The 13,479-nt window shown below is 60.0% G+C and carries 10 protein-coding genes; 5 read left to right on the top strand and 5 right to left on the bottom strand.

Features of this window, described 5'->3' with window-relative positions:
• Positions 1–410: 410 nt before the first annotated feature.
• The 3 genes from O6Y00_RS00940 to O6Y00_RS00930 form a co-directional block, all read right to left on the bottom strand.
• Positions 411–1,499: a hypothetical protein gene (locus tag O6Y00_RS00940; RefSeq protein WP_353440801.1), complete on the bottom strand. Its 1,089-nt coding sequence runs from the start codon at positions 1,497–1,499 to the stop codon at positions 411–413.
• A 464-nt stretch (positions 1,500–1,963) separates the two neighbouring features.
• Complete coding sequence (locus O6Y00_RS00935; RefSeq protein ID WP_353440800.1) at positions 1,964–3,148, bottom strand: RES family NAD+ phosphorylase; 1,185 nt, start codon at positions 3,146–3,148, stop codon at positions 1,964–1,966.
• Between the two features lie 95 nt (positions 3,149–3,243).
• On the bottom strand, positions 3,244–3,876 hold the full coding sequence (locus O6Y00_RS00930; protein ID WP_353440799.1) for a hypothetical protein: 633 nt from the start codon (positions 3,874–3,876) through the stop codon (positions 3,244–3,246).
• An 816-nt stretch (positions 3,877–4,692) separates the two neighbouring features.
• Between O6Y00_RS00930 and O6Y00_RS00925 the strand changes: the two genes are divergently transcribed.
• The gene (locus O6Y00_RS00925) at positions 4,693–6,381 is read left to right on the top strand and encodes a tetratricopeptide repeat protein (RefSeq protein WP_353440798.1); all 1,689 of its coding nucleotides are present in this window, start codon (positions 4,693–4,695) and stop codon (positions 6,379–6,381) included.
• 205 nt (positions 6,382–6,586) lie between these two features.
• Here O6Y00_RS00925 and O6Y00_RS00920 read toward each other — a convergent pair whose 3' ends face one another.
• Positions 6,587–7,363 (bottom strand): hypothetical protein, encoded by a 777-nt coding sequence (locus tag O6Y00_RS00920; RefSeq protein ID WP_353440797.1) that lies wholly within the window; start codon positions 7,361–7,363, stop codon positions 6,587–6,589.
• Positions 7,364–7,922: 559 nt separating this feature from the next.
• Between O6Y00_RS00920 and O6Y00_RS00915 the strand changes: the two genes are divergently transcribed.
• A complete protein-coding gene (locus O6Y00_RS00915) occupies positions 7,923–8,318 on the top strand; it encodes a hypothetical protein (protein WP_353440796.1) in 396 nt (131 codons plus the stop codon).
• Positions 8,319–9,155: 837 nt separating this feature from the next.
• Here O6Y00_RS00915 and O6Y00_RS00910 read toward each other — a convergent pair.
• Positions 9,156–10,172, bottom strand: a complete 1,017-nt coding sequence (locus O6Y00_RS00910; protein ID WP_353441378.1) for a HEPN domain-containing protein — start codon at positions 10,170–10,172, stop codon at positions 9,156–9,158.
• Between the two features lie 325 nt (positions 10,173–10,497).
• Here O6Y00_RS00910 and O6Y00_RS00905 point away from each other — a divergent pair, with 325 nt between their 5' ends.
• From O6Y00_RS00905 to O6Y00_RS00895, 3 genes are all read left to right on the top strand, one after another.
• Positions 10,498–11,019: a hypothetical protein gene (locus tag O6Y00_RS00905; RefSeq protein ID WP_353440795.1), complete on the top strand. Its 522-nt coding sequence runs from the start codon at positions 10,498–10,500 to the stop codon at positions 11,017–11,019.
• Between the two features lie 8 nt (positions 11,020–11,027).
• Positions 11,028–12,275 carry a DGQHR domain-containing protein gene (locus O6Y00_RS00900; protein ID WP_353440794.1) on the top strand — a complete coding sequence of 416 codons (1,248 nt, stop codon included), beginning with the start codon at positions 11,028–11,030 and terminating at the stop codon, positions 12,273–12,275.
• Positions 12,276–13,039: 764 nt separating this feature from the next.
• Positions 13,040–13,435 carry a hypothetical protein gene (locus tag O6Y00_RS00895; protein WP_353440793.1) on the top strand — a complete coding sequence of 132 codons (396 nt, stop codon included), beginning with the start codon at positions 13,040–13,042 and terminating at the stop codon, positions 13,433–13,435.
• Positions 13,436–13,479 lie beyond the last annotated feature (44 nt).

The following is a 13,479-nucleotide window of genomic DNA, read 5'->3' as shown; positions in this document are numbered from 1 at the left end:
TCGCAGACCGGTCCGAAATTCACCGTCATCGGTTCGGACGGGGCATCGCAATTTCTGGGCCCCGGCCGGAACGACGCGCCGCCCATTCACGGCGGCGATGATCTTCAGCGAAAGGCATCTGTCCCTCGACGCTGACGAGAAGAAGGCCTTTGCAGAGACCTTCATGGCGCTGAAGGAACGCGGCCTCACGCCGAGCAGCTGCTTCGCTGACCGCGAGCCAATTCCGCATATGGAAAGGGGTGATTGCCGACGTGCACCGGCAGTCGCCTTCGATCGTCTGACGACCATCAGGCGGCGTCGTGCTCCGCCTGATGGTCCTTAATCCGGGGGTCATCGTCTAGCAGCTTGCAATCGCTCGCCCCGGTACCCGTGACCTCGATACGAAGCGGCTTCATGGTTGGTTCGTACCCTCAATCCGCCCAAAGGCGACCTGTTTCGGCATCGAAGTTCAGCATGTCCGGCGTGCAGCTCAACGTGCCGATCTTCCCCTTGTCACCGGACGCCGACGTCACCCGGACGTTGTCGCCGAACACCGGGTTCGACAATACGTCGCTGACGCGCTTGCCCTCGACGCCCTTCAAAACGATCGGCGAGTTCTGGAAGTACAACCGACCTTCATTCCAGGAACCGCCATCGGCTAGTTTCAGCCAGCCGAAGACCTGCCCCTCCTTCCAGTACAACTGAAAGGACCCCTCTTCCTGTGGCCCTCCGCCGATGTCGACGATCCGGTCGGCCTCGATGGCCAGCTTGGAAAGGACCCCGATCATGTCGTGCCCCGCTGCCAACAGCGCGTTCACGATGACCGCATCGATCTGCCCGGTGGCACCAACCTCGTCGAGCGCGCCGGCCAGGCGTGCCCGCGAACTCTGCTCATCGTTCCATGCCTCAAAGACCTCGGTGGCATCTACGCCGTTGTGTGCTTCGAACCGCGAAAGCTGAGGCCTAAGATTCTCGCCGAGCGTCTCGACCAGGACCTCCATGCAGACTTCGCCATGATCGGAACCCGACGGCGTCGGCGTCACGGAAGCCAGCCGGTACGGAATGCCTCGACGGCGGCCCTTCGCGACTTCCTTGCGCGCTGCGGCGTTCACGTCGGCAAGCATCTCAATGATCGTAATCCGCTGAGCGTGCATCCTGCCGATGGTATCGGCCATCTGAAACGCGATGTTGGTCAACGTCGTCAGATCGGTTGCGTCCTCACCCCACCAGATGTGATCGACGTCCACCGTGACGGCGCGATCGATCCTGATGCCAACCCGAAGCTCTTGGCCTACGTTGGCATGACTCTTCGTATCGACGAGCCGGTAGTCTGCCGGCACCGGCGCGGTGTCCATGCCGTGGTCGGTCTTGAGAAGCTTCGAGATCATGAGTGCGACGAGTTGCAGGTCGTCCGCGGGATTGTATTTTGCTTTCATGAGGGTCTCCTCGATGCGCGATTGAGTGCATCCATTTTCCTCCGCGATATTGCGGACCACCTCTTCACCAATCATGAAAATCATCGGTTAAACCGTCAGTGCGCAGGAGTACGCCGGCGTTTCGCCGAATGCGGGGCGACGGACTGGCACGCAGTCAGGCCCTGCTCTTTCAAACTCACCGCGTTGCTGCGGCGGCTCGAACTGATAGGTTCACGCTCAGCGACACGCGGGTGGTTGATCGGAATGGAATGGCCAAGGCTCCCAACGGCGATCCTGTCGTCTCCGCAAAGGTGCGTTGAGAGCCGGACGCCAACGGTGGTCGCTTTCCCATTCCATGATGCAGGCGCGGCTCAAGACCGATCGTCGATGGTACGCAGGCAACATCCGTCGTTCGATCTTTTGCGCGATCACGGCTTTCTCAGCCGATCAATGCGTGGAAACTCACCAGCCGGTCTCGGCTTTTGGTGCTGTACGACGACTCGGGAACGCGGTGATCTACGTTACGAGGATGATCGACGTCATGAGGCGCAGATCCTCATCCCATGGTCTCAGTAGCGGATCGCGGCCCGACCCGCCGTGACGACAGAGATCTCTTCGAGTACGAACTGCTGTTCGAAATTGAAGCTGACGTCGAGGAAGACGTAGTTCGCTCCCTCCGGCGCCTTCGTGGATCCATAGCGTATCGCATCGTATCCTGCGGACAGAGCGCAATCCGCAACGAACCTGGAGAAAACGTATTGCGAACGCATCCAGCCGGCGGTGGTCCGGGGAGCGGCCATCAACGCCGAATTGGAGATGGCGGCCAGTATCTCAAACGACGTGCGTTCCTCGTCGATGTCTACGAGATCGAGAATCCTGAGCGGTCTGATCGCCCGCAGGGCTGCGACCAGGCAGATGTCACCCTCCCCCGCGACCTCCGCTGACGCCGTGACCGCGTCGCTGGCCGCGTAAAGCATTGGCGAACCGGCGTGGTTGAACCGCCCCTCCGCCACGAATTGGGGCGGTGGTGCGCCAAACGTACCGATCGCGGCGGAATCCTGTCGAAGCTCGAGCACGCTTGCTTCCACACGCGCGCGGTAGAGGATTGCGTCCAGCATTACCGACGGCGTTCCCGAGATGTGGCTACGCACGGTTTTCAGAACGCGACGCGCCAAGGGGTGCTCGAGCAGAAGGAAGGGGGTTCGCTCCCCCAGAGTTATCAGTTCGACGACTTCCCTCTCGAGCTCGGCGACCCCGGTGAAACGGTGTTCGTAGATCCAGACGTGCCAGCGGATGTACGTGCCGCAACGCGGACATTGCACGAAACGCCGCAAGGTCGAGAGTTCGGCGGGGCTGTACGATCCGACCAACCGGAGATTATCGACGAGCCAGTCTATCTCCATCGCCTGTGTCTGGAACTCGATGGACCGGAACGTGATGCCTGGCCAGCGCTCGCGGAAATTTTCGTAACAAGTGTCACAGCAACCGATGCTCGAGCCGAAATCGGAATCGATCTCGTCACCCACGATCTCGTTGAACACGCCAAGGTCGTGACCCGCCACGGGGAGGAACGGGCCGATGCCAAGTTCGGGAACGATGGCAGGTACCGGGAACGGTCTCGTGATCGTTCGCAGGCCCGTCACGAGGCCGACCTCGACGACATGTCGAGTTGCATCAGACCTCCGAGACGGCATTTCGTCGTTATCACGCACGTTGGCAGCGTCTATCAAAAGGGCGCTAGGCCGATCGGTCATCGCGCTTCGGCGGCCATCGCCGTGTGTCACTTCGAAAGCCCCACATCGATATCGGTTCAAGGCCGCTCGCTGCGAAGTCGCCCCACGATGAGGCATCAGGAACCCGCCAAGACCTTAAGGCTCGAGTCTACGCAACGGAGATAATCCGGATGACTCAGTTTCGACCAGGGCTCCAATCGACTACCGTGGATCAATTCGTCGATCAGTATCCGAGCCTTCTTGTAATCTGCGAACAGGGCCGTGCCGCCGGGCAGATGAGGCAGCGCGGGATCCCGGTCCTGAACGAGCCAGTCCCTGACGCATGTCATCGCCTTCTCCGGCTTGCCGTCATGCGCGCTGAGATCCTGGCCGCTGAGGTCGGACGTCGACATGTCGTACTGATGCTTCTTCTCGTCGAGCACCAGTAGCCGCTTGCGGCGCTGACGCGGCGGCCCCGTCCACTTGATGCCGAGGGATATGCCGAGCTCAAGCGGCATATTGAATCGAGGCATCTTGGTGCCCGCATCCAGCGTGACGGCTGACAGATCGTGAATGCCCCAGTCGCAGCCGACGATCAATTTCGTGATCTTATCGATCCGACTCTGCCCCGAATCGCTGACGTCCTGCGCAGTGCGCGGCATGAATCCGCAAGCTTTCACGGCGAACACGATGGCGCGGAAGACGTCTAGGAATTCGGCATCGAACGGGCAGTTGATGAAGACGTCGTTGTTCAGCGCGCTATTCGCCAACGAAATGATTCTTCATCGCGATCTCGCGCATCGCATCCTCGAGCTGCCTCGACCGATCGTCCTCCACGAACGTCGGTCGAATTCTGAGACCGCGGTAAAGGAACATCCCCGTTCCACCGTCGGCCGCCAGTCCGGCAGGCTTCCTGCGCTTGGCGAAAAGCCTCCGCTTCGACAGGTTTCTCCGTTTTCCGGAAGAAAGGATACCGGTTGAACGTGCATGGACCATCAATCGATTATGGGATCGTCCGCAAAAGTCCGCAAACGTTATTTGGCCTGTTCGACGGCGCGCCGAGCCGGATCGCCGATTTTTGGCGTCCTCGACGGTTCTCAGACCTCGACGCGAAGTCGGCCCTGCCGCTTAAATGGCTTCAGTGCGTTCTAAGACCGTAATCAGTCAGTTCGTCATCCCCACAGCGTCCGCGCATGCCAAGTTCTGCGTCCCACCGTACTCGACAGGACCGGAAAGCCGTCAGTTCGGATGACCGGCAAGTTCGGTACGCTTGCAGACCATGACTCAACGGCGTGTTCGCTGCAGCAGCGCTTTCCTTCGTTCGCTGCACCATGCCCCCCTCGGCCGCATGCCAAGCAGTGGCACAGACATTCCACTCATCGGGCCATGACGGCGACGACGCTCCTAACAAATCCGCAAGGTTTACAGCCGAAGGACCTCGTATCGCTACGGAGGGTTGCGCAGTGTTTCATCGACTTCGAAAGGTCGCGGCTGGTCTGGTAGTTGCTGTAGCAACGGGTGTCACGGCGTGGACTTCGGCTAAATCAGCTCTGCCCCAGCCGCCAGTTCCCGGGGCTGAGGCCATCTTGTCGTATCTCGTCAGTGGTCGTGATCCGCTTGCCGTCGCGACGGCGATCCTGTCCGCGGTCAGCGCCGGCTGGTCGTTCTGGGAGATGTTCCAACCTCAACCTGCGTCGATCAACGAGCTGAAGGGTGAGACCAGCATTCTGCAAGGTCAGCTCGAAGGCGTACTCGTCGCAGGCGACCGTCACGCGGCATCCTCAGCCGAAGGACTGGAATCCATCGCGATTATGGTCCGTCGCCTAGTGGAGCAAGGGGCGAGGGCGGAACAAGCCGAACTCGCCGGGAGGACGACAGGTGAACTTATGGCTTCGGACGATCATGACGATCGTCAGATCGGTCAGGACGTTCTGACCAGCTCCCCGCAAGACGCTGCCGAACAGTTGCTCCGCAGAGCGGAACTCGAACGAACGAGGCAGAACGAACGATTTCGTCAGGCCGCCCGGCTTTTGGCACCTCTCCAGCCATCACGGGCCATTGCTGCCTACGAGCAAGCGGTTGGCGTCGAGGCCTCGGACTCCGCGTCCTGGCTGGAGATGGGGCGTCTTCAATCTCAGGCCGGCCTGCGTGTCGCCGCTGCCGCAAACTTGGCACGGGCAGCGGAAACGGAAGCCGATCCTAGAGAGAAATCGTGCATAGACTCGGAGATCGCCGCCCTCCTCATCACCGAACGGAAATTCGACGAAGCGAGCCAGCGCTTGCTCAACGCCATCCGGATGAACAACGAATTGATCGAGGACGAGGGACGGACCTACCTTCTTCTCCACGATAGATCGGTGTTCCAGATGCGATTCGGCGATCTTGCGCTGACCCGGGGTGACGCGGCGGACGCTGAGCGCTTCTTTAAGTCTTCCGTCGACCTTCGTGAACAGCTGCGCTCTGCATTTCCCGATGACGACGATGATCGCCGCGAGCTGGCGACGGCGAAGGCAAAGTTGGGCCGCGTCGCCTTTCTGAGAGGCGACTTCAATCGCGCGGCGGACGTCTACTCCGAAGCGCTTTTGGCCTTCCGAGAGCTTCTCAAACGAACACCGACCAACGAACTGCGCCGCAATGTCGCGATTAGCCTGAAGTTCCTCGGCAAAGCCGAATGGGGGAAAGGTAATAGATCCAAGGCCATCAACCACTCGATAGAATCCACCGCCATATTCGGAGCCTTGGTGCAGGTCGATGGCGGGGCGGGTGGCTGGGCCAGCGATTTCGCCGAGAGCGTGCACGATCTCGCGAAGATGACCGTCGCGACAAGTGATTTTGCGGGAGGAGCGCAACATCTGCGCCGGGCGGTTTCGGTGCTTGAGCCGATAGCCGCGGCGATGCCGCACGAACGAGGCATATATTCGGATCTGACGGCGGCGATTGGATTTCTGGGGAACATCGAAATCGCGTCTGACGAAGTCGACGCAGGATCGGCGAACATCGTCAGGGCGTTCAAGATGCGCGTCGAAACTTACGACGCCGACCGAAGCTCTCTGTCAGCCTTGAGCAGCCTAGCAACGGGACGCGCCGACCTCGCCATCATGGAGCTTCAGACGGATCCTCATCGTGCCTACACACAGATATTGGAAGCGATCTCGATATTCGAAGAGCTCGCGGAGCAGGCTCCAGACAGGCCGAACTTAGCTCTGGGGCTTCCGTCGGCTCAAAAGACGAAGGCTCGGATAGAAGAATACTGGCCTCAAGTCATGTCTAACTAAATTTGGTACTCAGTCCCTTTTGCCGACTTGCGGCCATGCCGGGCAACGGGCGCGATCGATAATGTCCCATCTGGTCGTTGCTCGTCCTGTTGGGAGCTGCCTTCCCCATGACTCCACCGGTCTCGACGATGGCGATCTACGTGCGCAGACACCGAACTTGTCGGCCGCGGCATCTCGTTCAAGCCAGAAAACTGCGCGGCCTAGACTACAGATGCGTCAGACTATCGACGGCGATCCCGACGGGGTAACCTTCCACCGACCGCAGCAGGCTGCCTTGGATCTGGAAGGCGACACCGTTCTGAACCGTGAGTCGGGAAAGCGCGTTCAGCGTTAGCGGAAGCAGTATGCCGCCCATCCCTTCGGCACGGGCGTACCAGCTACCGTCCACGAGAAACGCCGTGCCCATCAGCGTTCCGGAACTCGCCAGTTCACCGGCATGCACGATTTTCTCGGCATCCGTCAGGAGGGTTAGCCCCTGCCCCTTCGTCTTGATGCGGTTCGAAGCCGACGGAATTTCGGCTTCGTCCTCATCAGGGCGGAGTACGAGGTCATAGTGCTCGGCAAGTATCGTCACGCTGACGATTCCGGCCAGATCGATCGCGTCGGCACCGATGCGCTTGGCGACGCGAGCGAGGTCGCGCACGAGATCCCTGAGGTATTTCGCGGTGTCCGCAGGGCCGTGATCCACGAGCGAGCGGTAGGTAACGTCGACGTTGTTTATGAAAACGGGAACGAGATCGGGGTGATCGTGGGCGAGGTCGTACATCTCCTTCGCCATCGCGAGATAAGCCCACCAGCTTCCAACGCCCGTCTTGACGACGACGAGCCGGGCGCCCGACACCCCGATCTGGTCTCGAACAAACCGCGAGAAGGCGCGATCCATAACCGTCAGGACGGTGGCGACGTAGCGGGCCTCGACTGCGCGGTCGACGACGATGGATATCTTGAGCCGGTCGCGTTCGACGATTTCCAGTTCGGCCACGCTCGTCCCCCCAGGTCACCGCATTGGTGGCACCGATGGCCGAGGGAGGCCAGCGCCGGTCAACCGGGCGATGTTAGCGGGCACTTAGCCATTGAGTCGAAGCTCGACGGAACCGCACCAGGCATACACCTTCCCGTGATGACGTCCCGCAGATCTCTCGTTGCCGCGCGCAGGTCCATAGGCCGGTTGCCGGGCGTCATCGGAATCCGGGTTTCGTAAGCCGTGGAGTAACACTCGCTCGCAGTGGTGAAACGCGACAGAATACAATGGTAATGGATCATTCTCATGTCTTTTCTGCATCGGCTGGGTTGGGAAAGCCTCCGTCGTTCCGCCATCGGAAGCTCTGCGGCAACGAGGGACGTGCACGTTGGTTCGGCAGGACGACGTACAGTCGCAGCCGATCAAACGCAGGCCACTTCCCACTTCGCCGTTGATGGCCATCCTGATAATCTCCGGCTACGTTCGACCGAGAATCTGTAGGAGCGCTGCAATGTCCACGATCGGAGCTACAGGAACAAAGCCTTGGCTTGACGGGCCCACGGGTGCCGCCCTCGGCTGCATGATTCTCATCGCGTGTGTGGTAAACGCCGTCAGCGAGATGACCGGGTTCGGCTTCGCCGGCGCTGGTTATTTCATGAGCGGGCTGATCGGAGCAGGTTGTATGTTAGCTCTGCTATGGAAGACTTGCCAGGATCACCCCGACTCCGCATGGCATCCCCTCTCGGCATGGCCGCTTGCTGCCGCAATGATCTGGTACAGCATGTTCACCGGCTTTAACTACATGGCCGCACGGACCAACCCCGTCCTGTTTGAGGCCGCGAACGGCCTCGGGCTTAGCGTCGAGGCGAGATTTCTACCGTTCTACGCGTCGCTCTGGTTCAAGCTCGGCGGCTTCGGACTGATCGCGTCGCTGCGGCTACTCCAGTACGCATGGGAGCGTAGATACCGATACTGACCGCCGAAGGCTTCGACGGCCCGCAACTGACGGGATTGCCCCGATTTGCTCGCTAGGACAGCGGCGAATCTTGGCGTGTATCGGTTTGGCGGGCGGTGAATGCCGACACGCTCGACAGGACTCACTTGAAGACGACCTGCGTTTCCGAAAATGGCCTCGCTCCGATTGCCAACAATTCGTCGTCAGCGAACCATTTTCGCCATACTCGTCCCTCGTCTACGGCGAAAGCATGTCGAGGATCGTGGTCTCGGCGTACTCGAATCTCGGTCCCTTTCAAGGCAGCCTAAGGACTCTTCGCTTGCGGCCCAGACGATTTGGACGCAATCGGCTTGTAGTAGGTCCCTGTCAGAGTTCCCAACGCCTCCATGTCCGACGATGTTAAACTGTACAGGGAACGTGCGGAGACGGAGCGTGCGGAGGCAAGCGCCGCTCTGCTCCCCAACGTTCGGGATCGCGCGATCCGCTCCGCTGAACGATGGGAGGAAATGGCCCGCCGCGCCGAACGGATTCAGGAGCTGTCCGTCGGACGAAAAGGTTGAACCGCGCAATCGAGTACTCGATCATGTCAATTGTCTGACGTGCATCTGGATTTGCAGGCCTCGCGGTCGCGCAACCGACCGTAATTTTCCAACTAGGGATTGATGAACCCTGGTTTCGTTGATCAATGCGCGAAAGTTCGCATGGGAAACGGTCCCGTCAATCGTCGCTGCTCGTCCAAATCCCTATGCGTGGCGATCATCGCCATGAGTTGCGGCCCCATATGCCGATCGATGTCGTTGCGTATGCAATTCGTCAGGGAAGATCGCACCTTCAATGACAGTGGACGGCAGGCCTCGCTCAGACGACTGGGCCCGCGCCAGAGTCGGCCTGATTCAGCACCGCGAACCATGGTGGGCGCTTGATCTCGAACTCGGCTTGCCCAATGTCGAATCTGGTCATCCCGCGGACCGCTCCAGCAGTCACCTCGAGCGCAGTGCGATAGAACGCGAGTGCGACGTGTCGACTAATCCGCTCGCCCTGGCCGTAGCGCATGTTCGCCGAGTCCTTCCAACGTGGGAGCCGGTTAAGCAGACGGCGATCGAATGGCGGTGCCGGATCGATCTCGTCGAACAGAGCGAAGAGGTCGTGCGTCTGGCTGAACCTGCCGTGTCGTTGTTGGGCAAGCGCCTTCAAGGCCTTCTCGCAAGCAAGCTGAAGCTCCCACGCCGCGTACTGCATTCCCTGGGGGTCAGGCTGGAGAAGCATGTTGGCAGCCGCCTTGAGGCGGGGGAGCATCCCTGCCCGCAGCCCGTCCAGAACATCGTCGCCGCTCTGCACGCCGATGAGGCCGGTTCGGATGAAGCGCAGACGGCCCGCAGTCACGGTCGCCTCGTTCAAGGCAAGGGCGCGCTCGTTTGGCGTGAGATTGAGTGCCGAACTGACCCATGAAAGGGGATCCTCGTCGTCACGCACTCCGTCAGGCGCACTCATCCAAACCGTCTCGCCTCGAACTCCGGGCCGCGTTCGGATCGTTGGCACCTCGATGTCGAACGGAGAGCCCGCGATCTCCACGACGCCGGATATCCGCTCGTCGAGGCGACGATCGAGGGCATCGCCGAAGCGGTCACGATACCAGTTCTCCGCTCTCGCGTAGAGGATCGCGAAGCTTTCGCTTCCAATTTCCGCTACGGACAACGCGGCGGTTCGGGATCGTTCCCCGCTTTCGTCCACCCTGCAGCCGAGAACGAATTCGACCGTGGCTTCCAACGGCCGCAACAGAAACTCGGTGTCTCGTTTCGCTAGAACACGGTCGATGCGCGGCAGCACGCTGACCATGTAGTCGCCCATATTCTTGAATGTTCCTTCATCTTGCATACCGCCCACGCGCCATCCCTGCTCGCCGTCCTTGGATGAAACGGCGACCCGATCGAGGTGTAATGGAAATTCCGCACATAGCGAACCCTCCGACATGGGGCGGACGCGTAACCCGTAATCGCCTCTCGGATCGTCGAATCATCCAGAGCGTGACAATGATCCACGAGTTCACCATTCTGTCATTCGAGAGACGAAGCCCGAACGGGTGAAGTCGGCGGGAGGAATGAATGATCCCTGGACGATTGGCGAGCGGCCCGGCGTTTACCGGACGCTGCGGCCTTAAAGCCCGCATGCGAGCGGAAATGGGAAGACGGATGCGGCCTGCATGACCGACTTGATCGATTTCGAGAGCAACTTGCGTCAACTGAAGGACTTTCAGCAGCGTGTGCTGCTCGTCCCGGCGCAATGGCGGGCTTTCGTACCCGCCGAGCCGTTGGCTTGGGACAGGGTCCGGTTCACGCCTGAGAACAAGGCGGGAGTGCCCGCTCAGCGGGGCATCTACGCCTTCGTCGTCCAGTTCCAGGACGACCGCGAGGCGCCGCTTGCATTGCCCACGCACGGCTACGTGATGTACGCAGGCATCACCGGGGAGAAGGCGGAGGATCGGACGTTGTTCGACCGCTACGGTGACTACGTGAGGGATCAACGCCGGCCTAAGCGAATGTCGATCTGGTCGATGCTCAACAAGTGGAAGGACGACATGTTCTTTCACTTCGCGCCCGTAAGCCCCAACTTCGACCTCGGGGCTGCAGAGACCGCTCTGAATGACGCGATAATTCCACCTTACGTGACGAACGACTTCTCCGCTGAAGTGCGGCAGCTGGTCCGCGTCCTTCGAGCTAATTAGGAACCGAGATGGTCAGGCACTTTCTTCCGGCACTCAGGGGCGTTTTCGGCGACTGGGCATACTATTCCTGCCTGATGAGCCTTCGGGAGCTATCCGCCAGGGTCAGCTTCGCCGATCAGATACATCACAGCAAGGCACTGTCGGAACTCATCCAGCGCAAACTCAAGGACGAGCGCGCCGACGATATATCTAAATATCTCAAGTCTAACCCGGAGCGCTTCTTCAATTCTCTCGTTGTTGCCGTCTACGGAGGAGACCCCGCCTGGCACGAACTGGACGAGATCAAGCCCCAGCACCAGGACTTCAAGGTCAGCGACGTTTCGAAGGACGCCATTGCGAGCCTCGGCTTCCTCAGTCTCACGGGCGATGAACGGCTGTTCGCGCTCGACGGCCAGCATCGGCTCGCGGGCATTCAGAAGGCCGTGCTCGCGGACGAGAAGATCGCCGAAGACGAGGTGTCGGTCATCTTTGTTTCCCATCGGAACGACACTGTCGGTATGCGGCGAACAAGAGCGCTCTTCACGACGCTAAACAAGACGGCAAAACCGGTCAACAAGAGCGAGATCATCGCGCTTGACGAGTCCGACGTGATGGCCATCACCGTCCGCCGGCTCATCGAGAGCAATCCAAGCTTCAGCGACAAACGCATTCTGGTCATCGATTCACCGAATCTGCCTGTCACCAACACATCGCATCTGACCACCATTCAGAACCTTTACGACGTACTTACCATTCTGTTTTCGAAGGTGATGCAGCAGCAATCCATCAAGTCCCTTTCATTCCAGCGCCCCAAGGATGATGAACTTGAGGAATACTATAACTACGCTATCGGATATTTTTCCCTATTAGAAAAATCGGTTCCGGAACTCGCAGCCTTTTTCAAGGCTTCAAACGGGGCGAACGTGGTCGCCGCACAGCGGACCGATGTTGGCGGCAGCGTCCTGTTCAGACCAGTCGGCATGACGATGTTCGCGCACATCGCCGAGACGCTGGTGAAGAGCATGGATTTGCCGGATGCTATCAAGCTCATGGGTCGGTTGCCTCGCGATCTCAACAAGGCACCCTACAAGGACCTGCTGTGGGATAGATCGTCGGGAACCCTGAACCTCAAGCGCGAGCCGCTGGTCAGACGACTTCTTCTCTACACGCTTGGATACGCCAACCGCAGCGTGACTGCGGCCAGCCTGCGCGCCGAGATCTCCAAGGCAACCGGCGAAGCTGCCTACACGATCAAGCTGCCGGTCAAGATCAAGTGACGGACACTTCTCTTCGAACGATAGAATGTCGCAACGGTCGTAGGTCGCCGGATGCGTGAGGTCCGCATGTTCGGCTCGATGTGGGTGAGGTGAAGCAGCGCGCTCGATATACGGTCACCGGCCGCCTCGCCGCCTGGCACGCCATTGCCCGACCGACGCGAACGCCACGGTCCGCGTTCCGTCGCTTAGCCCTTCGCCAGCCATGACGGCGCCGATCCCGCTGTGCGCAACCGGACCCGTACCCGACATGGGAGTTGCCGCCCGATATTTATCGGGCTGTTGTCGATCCACAGCTTCCGAGCGGGCGATGTACCGCGAGGCCGAGCTTACCGAATACTGTTTCTGTTACAGTTTGGCTCAAAGCGAGGGGCTGCTGCCGGTGGCCTTCGCCACCGGCGTTGCCGATATGCAGAGGCGATATCCGCGAAGCGGCCACGGACGAGAAGCCCGACACACGGGTAGGAGGTCTGCTCCACGTCTAACATGCCGAGCAACGGTCCGACCCGACGGAGGCGTGTGCCCTTCTGGTTCAGATGAGGAATGTGTCCGACACGGTGAACGCGACATTCCGGGCGGCGCTGTTCCAGGTCTCCCGACCGATCATCGACGCCGACCCGCACATATCACCCCTGCGATTCCGGGTACATTTTCTACTACAACTATCTAGCTAAACCATGGCGGGATCCCGCCCAAACGGCCATCACCACGGGATGATTCCCATTCACGATGGGTCCGGGTAGATTATCGGACCCAGGAGCAGCAAGATGCGCATTATTCAAGCACTCACCCGAGCAGATGCCCGACGAAAAAGGATCGATGACTGGATCAAGGTCTTCGCAGAAGCCGAAGCCGCGGCGGCTGCTAGACCGGACGCAAAGAGGTACGCATTCCTCGTCACCTACAGAGTCGGGAACGAAGACGACGAACATGGAACCGAGGCGCAGAGGCGGGCCGCGGTGATCGAGTTGATCCGATCACTGGGATCGGCCGAGGAGCACGCGATGACCTCCTCGTGGGTGCTTAGGCTTCACATCTTGTCCGCGTCCACCGTACTGAAGCTCCTTTGCGGACCGCTGTCCGTCGCTTTCGATGGTCTCCATGTGGCTCAGATCTCGTACTCGAACAGAAAGATCTTCGGTCGCGTGGATCTCGAATCTTGACGATCCGAGTTTCGTCTTCGGCATCGCGTTGTCGTCGCGCTCGA

Origin of the sequence: Sphingomonas faeni (assembly GCF_040407565.1) — a bacterium.
GTDB lineage: Bacteria > Pseudomonadota > Alphaproteobacteria > Sphingomonadales > Sphingomonadaceae > Sphingomonas > Sphingomonas faeni_F.
This window is presented reverse-complemented; position numbering and strand designations above follow the sequence as displayed.